Source organism: Streptomyces sp. NBC_00659 (genome assembly GCF_036226925.1).
GTDB lineage: Bacteria > Actinomycetota > Actinomycetes > Streptomycetales > Streptomycetaceae > Streptomyces.
Genome location: NZ_CP109031.1, coordinates 3,811,500 through 3,827,734, shown reverse-complemented (window position 1 = coordinate 3,827,734; position 16,235 = coordinate 3,811,500). Strand labels below are relative to the sequence as shown.

14 protein-coding genes and 1 pseudogene are annotated in these 16,235 nt (G+C 72.9%); 6 read left to right on the top strand and 9 right to left on the bottom strand.

Annotation, left to right across the window (positions count from 1 at the left end; all coding sequences use genetic code 11):
- Positions 1-169: 169 nt before the first annotated feature.
- The 5 genes and pseudogenes from OG410_RS16470 to OG410_RS16450 form a co-directional block, all read right to left on the bottom strand.
- The gene (locus OG410_RS16470) at positions 170-547 is read right to left on the bottom strand and encodes a hypothetical protein (RefSeq protein WP_328452125.1); all 378 of its coding nucleotides are present in this window, start codon (positions 545-547) and stop codon (positions 170-172) included.
- Between the two features lie 155 nt (positions 548-702).
- Positions 703-2,037 carry an AAA family ATPase gene (locus OG410_RS16465; RefSeq protein ID WP_329299854.1) on the bottom strand — a complete coding sequence of 445 codons (1,335 nt, stop codon included), beginning with the start codon at positions 2,035-2,037 and terminating at the stop codon, positions 703-705.
- Entirely contained in the window at positions 2,034-3,629 is a 1,596-nt protein-coding gene (locus tag OG410_RS16460; protein WP_329299853.1) for a hypothetical protein, read from the bottom strand. The genes OG410_RS16465 and OG410_RS16460 overlap by 4 nt, the downstream gene beginning before the upstream one ends.
- A 260-nt stretch (positions 3,630-3,889) precedes the next feature.
- Positions 3,890-5,002: pseudogene (locus tag OG410_RS16455) on the bottom strand (hypothetical protein); the annotation flags it as partial.
- Positions 4,953-5,954: a phosphatase PAP2 family protein gene (locus OG410_RS16450; RefSeq protein WP_329299852.1), complete on the bottom strand. Its 1,002-nt coding sequence runs from the start codon at positions 5,952-5,954 to the stop codon at positions 4,953-4,955. The gene OG410_RS16450 and the pseudogene OG410_RS16455, both read right to left, overlap by 50 nt.
- A 243-nt stretch (positions 5,955-6,197) precedes the next feature.
- Here OG410_RS16450 and OG410_RS16445 point away from each other — a divergent pair, with 243 nt between their 5' ends.
- A complete protein-coding gene (locus OG410_RS16445; RefSeq protein ID WP_329299851.1) occupies positions 6,198-6,794 on the top strand; it encodes a histidine phosphatase family protein in 597 nt (198 codons plus the stop codon).
- Between the two features lie 19 nt (positions 6,795-6,813).
- Here OG410_RS16445 and OG410_RS16440 read toward each other — a convergent pair whose 3' ends face one another.
- A complete protein-coding gene (locus OG410_RS16440; protein ID WP_329299850.1) occupies positions 6,814-8,382 on the bottom strand; it encodes a hypothetical protein in 1,569 nt (522 codons plus the stop codon).
- Positions 8,383-8,679: 297 nt separating this feature from the next.
- Here OG410_RS16440 and OG410_RS16435 point away from each other — a divergent pair, with 297 nt between their 5' ends.
- Both OG410_RS16435 and OG410_RS16430 read left to right on the top strand, forming a co-directional pair.
- Entirely contained in the window at positions 8,680-9,117 is a 438-nt protein-coding gene (locus OG410_RS16435; protein ID WP_328669280.1) for a hypothetical protein, read from the top strand.
- 64 nt (positions 9,118-9,181) lie between these two features.
- The gene (locus OG410_RS16430; protein WP_328669279.1) at positions 9,182-10,081 is read left to right on the top strand and encodes a spermidine synthase; all 900 of its coding nucleotides are present in this window, start codon (positions 9,182-9,184) and stop codon (positions 10,079-10,081) included.
- 150 nt (positions 10,082-10,231) lie between these two features.
- On the opposite strand, the gene OG410_RS16425 is transcribed toward OG410_RS16430, so the two are convergent.
- Positions 10,232-10,774, bottom strand: coding sequence for a hypothetical protein (locus OG410_RS16425; protein WP_329299849.1), 543 nt, complete (start codon positions 10,772-10,774; stop codon positions 10,232-10,234).
- Between the two features lie 155 nt (positions 10,775-10,929).
- Between OG410_RS16425 and OG410_RS16420 the strand changes: the two genes are divergently transcribed.
- The 3 genes from OG410_RS16420 to OG410_RS16410 all read left to right on the top strand — a co-directional run bounded on the left by OG410_RS16420 (position 10,930) and on the right by OG410_RS16410 (position 14,962).
- Entirely contained in the window at positions 10,930-11,634 is a 705-nt protein-coding gene (locus OG410_RS16420; RefSeq protein WP_329299848.1) for a response regulator transcription factor, read from the top strand.
- Positions 11,631-13,007 carry a HAMP domain-containing sensor histidine kinase gene (locus tag OG410_RS16415; RefSeq protein WP_329299847.1) on the top strand — a complete coding sequence of 459 codons (1,377 nt, stop codon included), beginning with the start codon at positions 11,631-11,633 and terminating at the stop codon, positions 13,005-13,007. The genes OG410_RS16420 and OG410_RS16415 overlap by 4 nt, the downstream gene beginning before the upstream one ends.
- A gap of 470 nt (positions 13,008-13,477) precedes the next feature.
- Positions 13,478-14,962 (top strand): glycoside hydrolase family 18 protein, encoded by a 1,485-nt coding sequence (locus OG410_RS16410; protein ID WP_329299846.1) that lies wholly within the window; start codon positions 13,478-13,480, stop codon positions 14,960-14,962.
- A gap of 137 nt (positions 14,963-15,099) precedes the next feature.
- On the opposite strand, the gene OG410_RS16405 is transcribed toward OG410_RS16410, so the two are convergent.
- Positions 15,100-15,303: a DUF397 domain-containing protein gene (locus OG410_RS16405; RefSeq protein WP_329299845.1), complete on the bottom strand. Its 204-nt coding sequence runs from the start codon at positions 15,301-15,303 to the stop codon at positions 15,100-15,102.
- A gap of 12 nt (positions 15,304-15,315) precedes the next feature.
- Positions 15,316-16,197: a helix-turn-helix domain-containing protein gene (locus OG410_RS16400; protein WP_329299844.1), complete on the bottom strand. Its 882-nt coding sequence runs from the start codon at positions 16,195-16,197 to the stop codon at positions 15,316-15,318.
- Positions 16,198-16,235: the final 38 nt, after the last annotated feature.

Genomic DNA, 16,235 nt, shown 5'->3' with positions numbered 1-16,235 from the left:
TGCCCGAAACCGGGACAGGCAGGGGTGAGGTGGAGTATCTTGCCCGGCTGGCATATGCCAGGGAGGGGTGACCGACCGCGCTCACGGGGTCGCCCGACCGCCCTGGTCCCGACCGCCAGGGTTTCGACCGCCCTGGTTCCGGGCGTCCTGGTCGTCCCGGGTGTCCACGTCAGAGTGGGTCGGTCACTCCGTGACCGTGTCCGTTGCCCTCCGTGCCCCGCAGCAGGTCCTGGCCGAACTCGACCATCTTCTTCGCGTAGTCCTCGGTCCATTCGGCCCGCTCGGCGATCGAGGCGGTGGTCAGCCGGTCGAAACGGCGCGGATCGGCGAGCTGAGCGGCGGCGATGGCCTGGAACTCGACGGCCCGGTCGGCGGCGGCGCGAAACGCGTGCGCCAGCTCCGTGGACCGGTCAAGGAGCGCGCGCGGATCGTCGATCGACTCCAGGTCGAAGAAATGCTCCGGATCCCCGGCGGCTTCCGCGGGCTCGAAGAGCAGGGGCGCGGGGCGTAGCCGCGGTTCGTTCCGACGCGGCGTGGGCTCCGCCATGTCTTCTCCTCCTCGTACGGTTCGGGGCCCCTCTCGGCAAAGGGCCACCGTCCATTGTCTCGCGCCCGCGCAAGTGGGCCCGCAGGGTCGAGCATCCCCCGCGGGACCCGGACCTCGCCGGATCGTGGGGCCGTCGGAGCGGGCCGCCCGCCGGCTCAGGGCCGCCAGGTCACCCGGTGTTCCGCCAGATGCGACAGCACCGAATGATTGGCCTCCCAGCCATCCGGAAACTTCACGGTCACCCCCAGCTGTACGGGCTCGGTCGACGGGTGGTCGTCCAGCAACTCCGTGATTCCTTCCCGGCAGATCACGATGCACGCGTGCCGGTGCCGGGAAGCGAGTACGCACAGACGTCCGGTCTCCAGATGGAAGGCCGTGGCGTCGGGCCGTCCCGACAGCGGGTGCAGGACGACGGTGACGTCGAACTCCCGTCCCTGGAGCCGGTTCGCCGTGTCCACGGTGACGTCCGTGACGCCGAGACCGGTCAGCGCCGCCCGTACGGCCGCGGCCTGGTCGCGGTGCGCCGTGCCGACGGCGATCCGGTCGGCCGTCAGGGGCACCGGATCCTCCGCCCGCTCCGACGTGGCCGCGCCGCCCCGGTCGAGCAGCCGCCGTACGACCCCGGCCACCGCGTGGACCGCCTCCGGGTCCGTGCGCGGAGTGTGCCGGGCCGGCAGTTCCAGCAGCCCCCAACCGGACTCGGCCGCCTCGTCGATGACCTGGTCGGTGCCCGAACCGTCCGACGGGACGGCGAAGTTCAGCCGCCGGTCGCCGTGACCGGTGCCGCTGCGGAACGGCGTGTACGGGTAGAAGGCGCCCGACACCAGGGGCGCGGCCGACGCGGGCAGCCGCCAGGACACCGGCAGCCGGTGCTGCGGCAACTGCGGATTGTGCGCGAGCAGCGTGGACACCGCGGACGCGGACGGGTCGTAGGACAGTCCCGCCCACTGCTCCGAGCCGACGATCGCGAACGGGTCCAACTGCCCCGGGTCGCCCACGAACAGCGCCCGCTCGAAGAGCCCGGCGACCGCGAGCAGCGCGTCCGAGCGCATCTGGTACGCCTCGTCGACGATGGCGTGCCGCCAGGGCTCGACGCCCTTGACGTGGGCCCACTTCGCGGCGGTCGAGACGACGACGTCCAGGCCGGCCAGGTCTGCCGCCTTCGCGGACTTGCGGACCTGGTCCAGGCCGTCGAGCGCCTTGTCGTACGGGTCGGAGTCGCTGCTGTGCAGCCGGCCCACGGGCAGGTCCGGCGCCTTCTCCGCGAGCCGCAGCACCAGATCGTCGACCTGGGCGTTCGTCTGCGCGATGACCATCAACGGGCGCCCGGCGGCCGCCAGTTCGAGAGCGGCCCGGACGACGAGGGTCGACTTGCCGGCGCCCGGCGGGGAGTCGACCACGACTCCGCGGTCGGTGCCGTGCAGGGTGTCGCGCAGGATCGCGTCGGTGGCGCGGGTGGCCTCGGCACCCGGGTCGAACACGGCGGTCACAGCACGTCCTCCTCGGTCACCGGGTCCGGCAGCGGCAGCGCGTCGGGCTCGCCCGGCGGCCCTCCGTGCGTCCACGGCGTCTCCTCCGGGTCGGGCAGCTTGGCACCGCCGCGCTGCTCGTGCTCGAAGAGCGTGAAGCAGACGGCATCCCCGTTCTCCGGCACGGACCCGGCCTCCGGTTCCTTGCCGCGCCCCATCTTGTCGACGATCCGCAGCACCACGGCCGCACCCTCGTCGTCGTACCCCACGAACTCCGCGGCCTGCGGCTTCCCGCCGAGCGAGCGGTACACCTTGGCCCGTTCCCCCAGGTGCGGGCGGTCGTCCGTGCGGACGGTCACCAGCGGGCGGGGGCTCGGCCGCTTGCCTTCGCTGTACGCCGTCACGACCTCGGTGACCTCTCCGGCGAACGCCTCTCCGGCGAGCCGCCGGCCGGCCATGACCAGCGGGTCGTCGAGAGCCTCCTGCGCCTCCAGCCGGGCCTGCTCCCGCTCCCGGGTGGCCAGCTTGTTCGCGGCGGTGACCGCGTCGTCGCGGCGCGGCTGCGGCGGCTCGCCCGCCACCACCCGGTCGCGGTGTCCGGTGAACGACCAGCGGTCACGGGTCCACCGGTCGGCGGAGTGCGCTCCTTCCGGCAGCGCCCGCAGCAGGTCGAGACCGTGCCAGACCGCGTCCCAGGTGGGCCGGGTGACGCTCTCGACCAGGTCGCGGATCCTCCGCTCGGCCGCGGTGAGTTCACCGAGCCGGTCGTCCGCCTCGATGCCGTCCTCGGCGGCGGCCAGCGCCGTACGCGCACGGTCGTAGCGTTCGATCGCGGGGGCCAGCAGCTCGTTGTCGAAGGCGGGGTCGGTGGCCGGTCCGGCGGGCGGGCAGACGAGCTGACCGCGCGCGTCCCGCTGGAGCTCGGCCCGTACCGCCGCCTCGGCGCCCGGCTCGCCGTCCGGAGGATCGAGCCAGGCGAGCAGCGCGCCCAGATGCTGGTCCTCCAGGCTGCTCTGACCGGTGGCCCAGTGCCGGGACAGCACGTCGGTGAGGGCGAGGAGCAGGGCGGAGCCGGGCACCCGGGCGCGCTCCCCGAAGTGGGTCAGCCAGCGCCCGAACAGCGGCACCCGGGGAGGCGCAGGATGCGGAGTCTCGGGATCCTGCTCGGCGGTGCGGCGAAAGCGGGTGGAGCGCCCGAGGAGGCGGATGAACTCGATGCCGGCCCGGCCCGGCACGATCAGCTGCGGAGCGTCCGCGGACAGCTCGACCTCGACCTTGACGCGCTTGCCGGTCTCCGGGTCGGTCTCGCTGCGCTCGGCCGCCTCGACGACATCCGCGAACGAGTCGATGTAGGGCAGGACGACGTCCGCGAGTTCGGCGAGGAAGGCGAAACGCAGGTCGCGGTCGCGCGGCTGCGGCACGACGAGCAGCCGGGGCGCGTCCCGGTCCGTGCCGACGAGCGCCCCGAGCGGGGCTCCCGCCTCGCCCGCGGTGGTGAGCGGCACGAACACCAGCGGCCGTTCGACGAGATGGCGGTGGAGGACGGTGGCGGCGGGCTGCGCCCGGCCGCTCTCGACGGCCTCCAGCCGGGCGAGGGCGGTGATCAGAGACATGCGCCCGCCTCCCGGCCGCCGACGTCGCCGGGGGCGGCGGCTTCGGGGGCGCCCGCACCGGTGGGCACGGGCGTTTCGTGTGCTTCGGCCCTGGGCGCGCCGGTCTCCGGGGCCGGGGATCCTGGTGCGGGCACGGTGTGTACCTCGGGGAGGCCGCCGGCCGAGCCCCTCCGGCCTGCCGCGAGGTCTTGCGGCAAGCCGGCCCGCGCCGCCACCGCGACCGGTACCCGGGCCTCCCGGGCTCGGGCAGGGGTCTGCGCGGCCGTCCCGCGCAGGGCCTCCGCCCGCAGCAGCGCCGCTCTCCTGAGGGCCGCGACGGCGGGGTCCTCGGGGTCGCCCGCCTTCCCGCGCGCCGCGGCCAGGACGTCCGGGACGGTCGTCAGAGCGCCGAGCTCCGCGCGCAGCGAGCGGCCGAGCGAGGTCACCGCGCCCTCCGCGCGCGAGCGGGCCCGGCAGTGGAAGGCCAGCTCGCAGGCGGACAGGCACTCGGGGGCGTAGGTGGCGGGGACCGCCTCGACGGCCGTGATCAGTTCCTCGGCGGGAAGGCCGGGGGAGAAGCAGGTGCCCTCGGGGAGGGCGGCCGCGATGTCCTCGACCCGGGTGAGCCGGGCGAGCTGGCGGCGGGTGACCGCGCGCTGCTTGCGCACGTCGACGGCCGAGGCGGCCGGGAGGTTGGAGAAGTCCTTCGGGCAGACCAGCAGGACACGGTGGTGGACCTCGGGAGCGGGCTCGAGACCGGCCGCGACCTCCTCCAGGGCCAGGACGTACACCGCGGACTGCCGGGCGGCGGCGCCCACCTTGGCGGGGTCGGCCGAGCCGTCGAGCATCGGGAACGACTTGATCTCGACGACCGTCCAGTCCCCGTCGGGATGCACGACCACGGCGTCCGGCTCCAGGAAGGCGGGGGAGCCCGCCACGTCCAGGGCGAGCATGGGGTGGTCGAGCAGGGTCCAGGCGCCGGTCCCGGTGGCCTCGCGCAACGCCCGTGCCGTGCGTTCCGTGCGTCCCTCGGGGCCGATCGCGCTCAGGTCGGGCACGGCACCGGCGCCGGGCGGCGCGGCCCCGGGGTCCAGCTTCTCGTGCACCAGCCGCAGCAGCTCGGCGCCGCCGTCGGCCTTGACCCGCGCCTCGAACGCGTTGCCCCGCATGAAGGCGAACTGCGACATCCCGAACGCGGACGGCGCGCCGAGCGCACCGGCCAGCTTCGCCTTGTCGACGCCCACACCGTCCAGCAGGGCGCGCCGGTCGCACCCGGGGTTGGCGGCGAGCGCCGCGAGGGCCCGCGCGTCCAGAGCCTTCGGCGCGATGTCCGGACCGCGCAGCTCAGCGAGCTGCTGTCGCAGCGCTGTCTCCCGCGTCCGTGGCGGCGGAATCCGGCTCGGCTCCCGGCCCGGGACGGGGCTCGCGCTGTCGGGGAATTCGTTCACCCGGGGAAGTCTGGCACCCCGCACTGACAATCGCGGAACCCTCGCCCCCCGAGGCACCCTTGCCCCACGGGACGACGACGTTCAGCAGCGTCCGCACACGGTCCGCCGCCCGCATCACGAACGGGGTCAGCAGCAGGCCGGCCCCCATCACGGCGACGCCCGCGACGGCGTCCAGGAAGTAGTGGTTGGCCGTGCCCATCACGACGATCGTGGTGAACAGCGGATAGACGACGGCGGCGACCTTGGCGGCGGGAGTACGGCCGTGACGCCACAGCATCACCCCGCACCACAGCGCCCAGCCGACGTGCAGGCTCGGCATCGCCGCGTACTGGTTCGTCATCCCGCCCATGCCGCGTGGCGCACTCGCCTCGCCGCCCCACCAGCCGTAATCGCTGTACTGGGCCATCGTGTCGACGAAGCCGTGCTCGGGCGACAGCAGCCGGGGCGGGCAGGTCGGCAGCAGGGTGAAGCCGATCAGACCGATGAACGTGGAGGTCCACAGCCAGGTGCGGGCCGCGCGGTAGCGCACGGACCGGGAGCGGAAGAGCCATATCAGGATCGCCGGCGTCACCACGTAGTGCAGCGACGCGTACCCGAAGTCGGCGGGCACACCGAGCCAGGCCTCCCGCGTGAACAGCCGGTTCAGCGGATGTTCGGCGTTGAGGTGGAGGGCCTTCTCGATACGCAGGATCTCCAGGCCGTGGTCTATCGCGCCGGAGGTGTTGCCCCGGGCGAGCAGCCGGCCAGCGGTGTACGCCGCGTACACGAGCAGGATCAGCGGGACCTCGGTCCACCAGCGCAGACGGGCCTGCGACGCGGCGGACGCGCGCAGGGCGTCCCACCGGCCCGGCCGGGCGCGCGGTGCCGCTTCGGTACGCGGTGCATCGGTCTGCGGCATCCGATCGCCCTCCCCCAACTGCTCGTGCTTGTTCGTTCGTGGTGACCCGGTCCGTGGCCACCCGGGGATTTTACGGTGTGCGTGAATGCCCCGAAGGGGCGCCCCGGATGTCAAAGACGCGGAGATCGCCCTCCGGGTTGCCCGGAGCGGACGTGAGCGATGATGGAGTGACCCACTCCTCAGTCGTCCACGGGTGAGCCGACCCTCTCGTCCGTGCCGCCCGTCACGGAAAGGCTCCTCTTCATGGCACCGCGCATCCTGCTGGCCCGGCACGGACAGACCGAATGGTCGCTGTCCGGAAAGCACACCGGCAGGACCGACATCCCCCTCCTGGAGGAGGGGCGGCGGGGAGCCAAGCTGCTGGGCGAGCGGCTCCACCGGTCACCGTTCGACTCGCTGCCCGCCGCCGAGGTGCGGACCAGCCCGCTCTCGCGCGCGAGCGAGACGTGCGGACTCGCCGGCTTCGGGGAGCGGGCGACGGCCTGGGACGCGCTCATGGAGTGGGACTACGGCGCCTACGAGGGCATGACCCCGGCCGGGATACAGGACATCCGCCCCGGCTGGTTCATCTGGCGCGACGGGGTTCCCGAGGGGGAGACCCTGGAGCAGGTCACCGCGCGCGCGGACGAGGTCGTCTCGTGGGCCCGCTCCGAGGACCGCGATGTGCTGGTCTTCGCCCACGGCCACATCCTGCGTTCCATAGGCGCCCGCTGGCTGGGCCTTCCGCTGGACTTCGCGGCCCGTATCCGCCTCAACCCGACCTCTTTGTCGGTGCTCGGCTGGGCCTACGGGGAACCCGCGATCGAGGTGTGGAACGACTGCGGGCACCTGAACGCCTGACCGGCGCCCCCGGCCGCCCTCACGCCGTGCGGGGCAGGCTCGCGTGCCGGTCGAGGAACGCCGAGACTCCCGAGGCCCGGCGGTGCGGCAGCAGCACGCGGGCCGTCGCCGCCAGCATGGTCTGGATGCGGGAGGACTGGACCTCGTTCAGCAGGTCCAGGACGCGCAGACCGGCGACGGCGGCCTCGTCGGGGCGGCCGCCGCGGGCGAGGTCGTCGGCGAGTTCGGCGGTGTAGAGGGCGATGTTGCGGGTGAAGTGCGGGTCCTGCAGGCGGGCGGCGCGGCGTGCGTGGCGGGCGGCCCGGGTCCAGTCGCCCAGCGTCGACCAGCACTGCGCCTCGAGCCCTTCCAGCTCGGCCTCTCCGTAGAAGGTCATCCACTCGGGGTCGGTCTCCGAGGGGCCGCGTCCGTAGAGGGCCTGTGCGCGGGCCATCGCCTGCTCGCATCCCCGGCGGTCGGCGAGCCCGGCCCAGCCGCCGGCCTCGCGCAGCGCGAGCAGGGAGAGCAGCCGGGGGGATCCGAGGGTGCGTGCGGCGCGCTGGGCGGCCTGGGCCGCGCGTACGGCCTCGCGCGGGCGTCCCGCGTCGCGGGCGAGGAACGCCGTGTTGCAGAAGGCGTGGGCCTCCAGGCCCGAGTCGCCCGCCATCCGGGCGGTCGCGAGGGCTTCCGCGTAGTGCGAGCGCGCGTCGTCGAAGCGCCCGGAGTCGTGTGCCAGCCAGCCCACCGAGATGGCCAGTTCGCCGGCTCCGGAGTACAGCCGGTCTGCGGTCGTCTGCCGGGTGGTGCCCGCGTCGAGCAGTTCGTAGGCCGTGCGCAGGGGTGCCGCCGCGCGTCGGTAGAGCCCGTCGGCCCCGTGTCTGTCGTCGAGCAGCCGGATTCTGCGGACGGCCTCTTCGAGGGCTCCCGCCTCGGACGTACCCGCCCGGTGGACGCGTCGTTCGCAGGCCCCGGCGGTGCCGCCGAAGGCGCCCGCGAAGGGTCCCAGTGAGGCCGCCACCGTGGCGGTGCCTCCGGTCATGAATGCGCGACGCTGCACGTCGCTCTCCTCGTGGTTCTGATCGCGTTTGTCGTACGGGTCGTACGGATCGCACAAGTGGTGCGGGTCGTACGGATCGTGCGGGCTGTACGGATCGTGCGGGCTGTCCGTGTGGTGCGCGGTGCGCGGGCCGTACGGAGCCGGGACGTGGAGCGGACCCGACGTCTCATACGTCTCGTGCGCCCCGTCCGTCTCATCCTCGTGCGGGACGTGCGGGAGGTTCGTGGAGTGCGCGAGAGGTGGCTCGGTGTCGCGCGCCCCGCGTCCGCGTACCCATGAGCGGGGCGTGAAACCGAGGTCGGTCAGCGTGCGGCCGGGAAACATGTGCAGGAACACCCGCTCGTACGCGTAGTTGGGACAGCGGATCTCTCCCGCCTCGACGCGCCCGATGTAGCGCGCGTCGCAGCTGACCCGCTCGCCGATCTCGCGCGCGGCCCTCCGCACCAGCGCGGCGAACTCGCCCGGGGAGCGCTGGCCGCGCAGCCTCCGGAAGGCGAGATTCGGCCGTGGTGGCCGGGGGGACGGGGACGAGGTCACCGATGACGACGCCATGGCCGGGCCCTCTCTTGCGAACCGTGAACCACGCCGGAACCGAGGCTGACTTGACCGGGTTGTGCCCGGTAGGTGCCTGCTTCCGGCGGGGCAAGAACGTACCTGCTGTGACAACGCCGCCACGCTGGGTTTAGCTACAAACCGGATATCTCATCCACGATCTGCCATGAACTGCCATCCTTTGTGGCGGAGTCCCGCCGTAGCCGTTGACGTCCTGGCGCGTTGAACCGGGTGGACCGGGAGCCGCCCGAACTCCCGACCCACTCGTCATGAGGAGGGGTTCCGTTGGAGGCCGGGATGCAGATCACGCAGAGCATCGAGTTCCGTACGCCGCCGTCGACCGCACAGCACAGGCCGTCCCCGGAGCACGGCGTCCCGCCGGGGCCGGCCGCCGAGTGCGACCTGGTGACCGTTCCGGCCCGCCAGGGACTGGAAGCGGTCGACATCCTGCGCCGGGGCGCGGCCGACCTCGTGGGGCCCGTCCTGCACGACGGCGGCCGCGACACCCTCGGCTTCCTGGTGCCGCCCGGCACCGCCGACGCCTGGGACGTGCCCGGCAGCACCTGTACGCAGACCGACGGCCGCGGCCTGCGGCCGGCCCCCGAGCCTCCGGTCGAGGGCTCGGACTGGCTGCTCCCGCCCGGCGACGCGGACCTCGCGACCGATCCGGCGGTGCTGCGGGCCGCGCTGGGCGAGGCCGCGCGGCTGATCGAGGCGGCCGACGGCTGCCGGTGAGCGGGCGCGCACCCCGGGGACCGGTCGCTGAGCCGACCCGCCCCCGCGCCCCGATAATGGCCAGATGGCAAGGGCGAGGAAACAGCGGGCGGACGACGGCCGTGACACCGGACGGGGCGGACGGCGCGGGCCGGCCGAGGCGGTCGTCGAGGCCGTCGACGGCGGGCTCGCCGAGCTGCTGCCCGACCGCGACCGGGCCCGCGGCTGGACCCTGCTCATCGACGGAGCCCCGCAGTCCCACGTCGACCTCGACGATCCCGCGTACCTGAGCTTCGAGTACCAGCGCCGCCTCGGCCATGTCATCGACCTCGTCGCCCCGCCCGGCAGGCCCGTGCAGGTCGTCCACCTCGGCGGCGGCGCCCTCAGCCTGGCCCGCTACACCGCCGCCACCCGCCCCCGGTCCACCCAGCAGGTCGTCGAGCGCGACGCGGCCCTCGTCCAACTGGTGCGCCGCGAACTGCCACTGGACCCGAACGCCCGGATCAGGGTGCGTTCCGTGGACGCGCGGGAAGGCCTCGCCAAGGTGCCCGACGGCTGGGCGGACCTGGTCATCGCCGATGTCTTCAGCGGTGCGCGCACCCCGGCCCACCTGACGTCCGCCGAGTTCGTCACGGAGGTCCGCCGGGCCGTGAAGGACTCCGGGGTCTACGCCGCGAACCTCGCCGACGGACCCCCGCTCGCGCACCTCCGCGGCCAGATCGCCACCGTCGCCTCCGTCTTCCCCGAGCTCGCCCTGGTCGCCGACCCGACGGTGCTGCGCGGCAAACGCTTCGGGAACGCCGTCCTCGTCGCCTCCGGCCTGCCCCTGCCCATCGCCGAACTGACCCGCCGCGCCGCCTCCGACCCGCATCCCGCCCGGGTCGAACACGGCAGGGAACTCCTGGACTTCACGGGCGGCGCGGCACCGGTCACGGACGCGGTGGCGGTCGCCTCACCGGCACCGCCGCCGTCCGTGTTCCGCTGACCCGGCGTCAGCGCGCCCTGGACGGCGGCGCCGACACGTCCACCGGCTCGTCAGGAGGTCGCGTACTCCCGCTCGCCTGCTCGCCGGCCGGTCACGTACTCCCGCTCGCCCGCTCAGGCCGCCCGCGCGCCACCCGGCACGTCCGTCGGGTCAGTACGTCCCGATGTCGACATGCGGCGGCCCGTCGTGCCAGTCGCAGAACACCGACACCCGGTCGGCGCCAGAGGTGAACTCCACGCGGATATAGGTGTCGAACTTCCACACCTGCATCGACCAGCCGGTGTTCGGCGTCGCGGACACCAGCGTCCCGTAGGTGGCGGCGATGTCGAAGACCACCCGGCCGCCGTCGGAGTCGTAGCTCTTGACCTGTCCGGAGGAGGTCGGGGAGGCCGTCGGGGCAGGGGCGGCAGAAGACGGACTGCCGCTCTCCGGCGCGGACTTCGAGGGTGCCGCGCTCGGCCTCGGGCTCGTGGACGGACTGCTCGGCGCGCTCCTGGACGGCTCGGTCCGCCGGGTCGAGGACGCCGGCGGTCCCGTCTCCCGCGTCGTCGCGCCGGCCGCCGTGATGGGCAGGGCCCGCGGCGGGTCGTAGGCCGTCCCCGTCATGACGGTGTGGACACCCCACCACGACAGCGTGACCGCCGCGCCCGTGGCGAGCGACCACGCGAGTACGTGTACGAGTCCTCTGCGCATCGCGGCCATACTGCACCACGAGCACCACGGGTGTCTCCCGGCCCTGCCAAGATCCGGAATGTCCCGGGGAACGGTCCGGGATTGTCCACAAGTGCCGCACGAGGGTTGTCCACAGGCTCCGGACGGCCGCGCCCGGATGGCGTACGGTGCCGCCCATGGCAAGTGTGCTCGTCGTCGAGGACGATCAGTTCGTACGCTCGGCGCTCATCCGGCATCTGACCGAGGCCGCGCACATCGTGCGCAGCGTCGGCACCGCCCTGGAGGCGCTGCGCGAGGTCGCCCATTTCTCCTTCGACGTCGTGATCCTCGATCTCGGACTGCCCGATCTGGACGGGTCCGAGGCACTGAAGATGCTGCGCGGGATCACCGACGTCCCGGTGATCATCGCCACCGCGCGGGACGACGAGACGGAGATCGTCCGACTCCTGAACGCCGGCGCGGACGACTATCTGACCAAGCCGTTCTCGGTCGAGCACCTGTCCGCGCGGATGGCGGCGGTGCTGCGCCGTTCGCGCGCCACCGTGGGAGAGGCCCCCGTGTCGACGGTCATCCGCGTCGGCGGGCTCGCCATCGACCCGCTGCGCCGCCAGGCGGAACTGGAAGGCGTACGACTCGACCTGACCCGGCGCGAGTTCGACCTGCTCGCCTTCCTGGCCGGCCGCCCCGGTGTCGTCGTACCGCGCAAGGAACTGCTCGCCGAGGTGTGGCAGCAGGCCTACGGCGACGACCAGACCATAGACGTCCATCTCTCGTGGCTGCGCCGGAAACTGGGGGAGACGGCGGCACGCCCGCGCTATCTCCACACCCTGCGGGGCGTCGGCGTGAAGCTGGAGCCGCCGAGAGCGGAGCGTCCGCTGTGAGGTGGGCACTGGTCAAGGTGTGCGTGGCGGTGACGACGATGGTCGTCGTCGCCTTCGCGGTCCCGCTCGGCCTGGTGATCAAGGAGATGGCGCGCGACCGGGCGTTCTCGAACGCCGAGCGGCAGGCCGCCGCCATCGCGCCCGCGCTCTCCATCACCACCGACCGGGACGAGCTGGAGCGCGTGGTCGCCTCCGCCGGATCGGACGCGCAGATGGCCGTGCACATCCCCGCCGCCGACGGCAAGCCGGCCGTCGAGATCGGCGAGCGGCGTGCCGTCGCCAAGGACATCGTCATGACCCGGCGGCTGGGCCGGGCCTCCATCGCGGAGGTGCCCGGCGGCTCCACGCTGCTCCAGCCCGTCGCGCTCAGCTCCGGCGAGATCGCGGTCATCGAGGTGTACGTCCCCGAGGCCGAGGTCAGCAACGGCGTCGGCACGGCCTGGGCGGTCCTCGCTGGGGTCGGAGCCGCCCTCATCGTCGGCTCGGTCGCGGTCGCCGACCGGCTGGGCGTGCGGATGGTGCAGCCCGCGCAGCGCCTCGCCGAGAGCGCGCACGAGCTGGGCGAGGGGAAGCTGGGCTCCCGCGTGCCGGAGGAAGGGCCGACCGAACTGCGGCAGGCCGCCGTCGCCTTCAACTCCATGGCCGACCAGGTCGTCCAACTGCTCGCCAACGAAAGAGAACTCGCCGCCGACCTCTCGCACCGCCTGCGTACCCCGCTGACCGTGCTCCGGCTCAACACCGCCTCGCTCGGCGACGGGCCGGCCGCCGAGCAGACCCGGGCCGCCGTCGAGCAACTGGAGCGCGAGGTCGACACGATCATCAGGACGGCCCGGGAGGCCAAGCCGCAGACCGCGGCGATCGGAGCCGGAGCCGGGTGCGACGCCTCCGAGGTCGTCCGTGAGCGCATGGACTTCTGGTCGGCGCTCGCGGAGGACGAGGGACGCAAGGTGCGGGTGGCCGGCGTGGACCGGCCGTGCCGCATACCCGTGGCCCGCGCCGATCTCGCCGCCGCGCTCGACGCCCTCCTCGGCAACGTCTTCCGGCACACCCCCGAGGGCACGGCCTTCGCGGTCGACGTGCACAACGCGGAGGACGCCGTGATCGTGCTGGTGTCGGACGCGGGCGCCGGAATCGTGGATCCGGAGGCGGCGATGGCCCGCGGACGGGGCTCGGGCAACGACGGGTCGACGGGCCTCGGCCTCGACATCGTGCGGCGGCTCGCGGAGTCGACGGGCGGGGACGTACGGATCGGTTCCTCCGTGCTGGGCGGAACCGAGGTGCGCATCTGGATCCAGCTGGACGGCAGGGCGCCGGTCCGCAGCGGACACCGCGGCAGCGTACGGCGCCGAAGGCGCGGCGTGGGCGTGCGCTGACACGCCATGGGCGACCTGGTGCTCCGAGTGGGCCCGCGTACCCCGCTGAGCGGGACTTGCCCGTTGCACCGAGCGGGACTCCCGCGTTGCGCTGCGCGGTCGGCGTTCTGCGTTGAGGGGGCCGGGCCGGCGGCAACATGTCGCGTCGCGCCGCGCCGCCCAGCGCCCTGTGCTCCCAGGCCCGTGCCTTGCGCTTCCCAGGCCCGCGGCCTGCGCCGAGCGGGATCCGTGTTCTGCGCTGAGTACGCCTGGGGGGCCTGCTCCGAGCAGGCAGCCGGCACGTGCCAAACCGCTCACATTGGTCTCGACCTTTAACGCCTCCCGATGCCTTCCTTAAGCGGACCCTAAGATCCTCAACCGCCGTCCGGAACAATCGGTTTGACCGATTCCGGATCGCTAGCGTGATGCCCGCACCTCCCTGGGACGACCCCCAGCGAACCCCCGTGATTCCGCGAAGGCAGGCACACGCGATGAGCAGCACGCACCGGCGCAAGGTCAGTGGCAGGAACAAGGCGATAGGCGGCATCGTCGCGGCGGCCGTGGCCGGCGGTGGCGCCCTCGTGTTCACCGGCATCGCGAACGCGTCGAGCGTCGGCGCCGCCTACACCAGGACCAGCGAGTGGTCCACGGGGTACACCGGGCAGTACGTCGTCTCCAACGACACGGGCCAGCGGAAGCCCGACTGGAAGCTGGAGTTCGACCTGCCCTCGGGCTCCAGGCTCAGCTCGCTGTGGGACGCGACCTCGTCGGTGAGCGGGCAGCACGTCACCGTGACGCCGCCGTCCTGGGACAAGGACGGTCTGGCGGCCGGCGAGTCCGTCACCGTCGGCTTCGTCGTGAACGGCACCGCGAACCCGACGGGCTGTGTCATCGACGGCACCAAGTGCTCGGTGGACGGAGCGACGCCCGAACCGAGCGGCCGCCCCACGCAGACCGCGACCCCCACGGCCGCGCCCACCCCGACCGCGAGCGCGACGCAGACCGCGACCCCGAAGCCGACGGCCACCGCCACCGCCACCGCCACCCCGTCCCCCACCCAGAGCTCGGGCGGCGGCACCACGACGACCGCGGGCTTCGCGCCCTACGTCGACACCTCTCTCTTCCCGGCCTTCGACCTGCTCAAGGCGGCCGACGCCACCGGAGTGAAGAACTACAACCTCGCGTTCGTCACCGACGGCGGCGGCTGTACGCCGAAGTGGGGCGGCGTGAGCGACCTCGCCAGTGACGCGGTGGCGGCGCAGATCGGCGCGCTGCGCGCCAAGGGCGGCGACGTCAGGGTCTCCTTCGGCGGGGCCTCCGGCTCGGAGCTGGCCACCACCTGCTCCTCGGCCGACGCGCTGGCGGCCGCGTACGGCAAGGCCGTGGACGCCTACAAGCTCACGAAGGTCGACTTCGACGTCGAGGGCGGCGCGCTGCCCGACACGGCCGCGAACTCCAAGCGCGCGAAGGCCATCGCCAAGCTCCAGCAGCAGCACCCGGGCCTGGACGTCTCCTTCACCCTGCCGGTCCTGCCCCAGGGCCTCACCCAGGACGGCGTCAACCTGCTCTCCGACGCCAAGTCCAACGGCGTGAAGATCAACACCGTGAACATCATGGCGATGGACTACGGCCCCGCGTTCAGCGGTGACATGGGCGACCTCGCCCAGCAGGCCGCCACGGCCACGCAGGCGCAGATCAAGAGCGTCCTCGGCCTCTCCGACAGTGCCGCGTGGAAGACGGTCGCCATCACCCCGATGATCGGCGTCAACGACGTGGCCTCGGAGATCTTCAAGGTCGACGACGCCTCGCAGCTCGTGACCTTCGCTCAGTCCAAGGGCATCGGCTGGCTGTCGATGTGGTCCGCCACCCGTGACAAGCAGTGCGCCGGCGGTGCCAAGAACACGGCGGACGCGGTCTGCAGCTCCATCGTCCAGAGCGACGGCGCCTTCTCCAAGGCGTTCGCCGCTCTCAAGTAGCCATCGCGAGAACGGGGGTTGCGCGCCCCGGCCGGACTTCTCCACCCCCCACCCGGCCGGGGCGTCGTAGTCGGACCACGAAAAGGGCCTGGGCGGTGTCCGGTGATCTTCCGGACGCGGCCCAGGCCCTTTTCTCCTCACCGGCTCCGAGGCGGCCCCCAGGAGTCGTCCTTGAGCGCGTGGAGCAGACCGGCCAGGGCGTGGGGCGCGGCCGTGGCGATGTCGTACGGCTGGTCGCTCTCGCGGAGGTGGATGTGACCGGACACCGCCGGCGCCAGTTCCACGCAGTTGCCTTCGCCGCCCGTGCTGAACGAGGACTTCTGCCAGACCGGTCGGGGCATGAGGGGTTCCTTTCACAGGGCGTACATGACGTGCTGGATCAGGCTCAGGGAGTCGCGTGACGCGTGCGACTCCGGGGCCGACTCGGGGTCGACCGGCGCCAGCGCCAGCTCTGACAGCCGTTCGAACATTTTTGTGTACTCATCGAGATGGCTCACGTCCCGGAGAAAGAGGGAGTTCGTCGGGTGCTCCAGGTAGACCGTCTCCAGTTCGGGTGCGGCGCTTCCGTAGAGGACGAACGACTGGGTGTGGGCCGCGTAGATCCCCGCCTCGAACGGGTACACCTGCACGGTCAGGTTGGGCAGCCGCGACATCTCCATGAGGCGCAGCAGCTGGCGCCGCATGACCGCCGCGCCCCCTACCTGGGTGTGCAGCGCGGCTTCGTGGACGACGGCCCGGTACATCACGGGCGACTCGCCGGTGAGCACGCGCTGGCGGGCCAGGCGGAACTCCGCGTAGCGGTGGGCGCGTCGGCGGTCCTTCTCGGTGGCTTCCAGCACCGCTCGGGCGTACTCCTCGGTCTGGAGCATCCCCGGGATCACGAGCGGCTCGTGCGTCCGCAGCACCGTCGACCGGGATTCCAGTTCGGCCAGGTCCCGGGCCGCCGGGCCGATCGTGTCGTTGAACTCGTCCCACCATCCCCTGCCGTTCTCCTGGGCCATCGCCATCAGCCCGTCGAAGTAGGGTCCGGGCGGACAGCCGTACTCCTGGAGCACCTTGTGCAGGCGGTTGCGCGAGACGTCGATGCGTCCGGTCTCGATGTTGCTGACGCGAGCACGGTCGGCGTCGAGGATGGCTGCCGCGCGCTCGCCCGAGAGCCCGGCGCGGACGCGTAGTCTGCGCAGCTCCGCACCGAGCCTGCGCTGGCGCTCGCTCGGGTTGCTCCTGGGTGCCATGGCCGACCTCCTCGCGGAGCAGTCTGCCGATCTCGGCG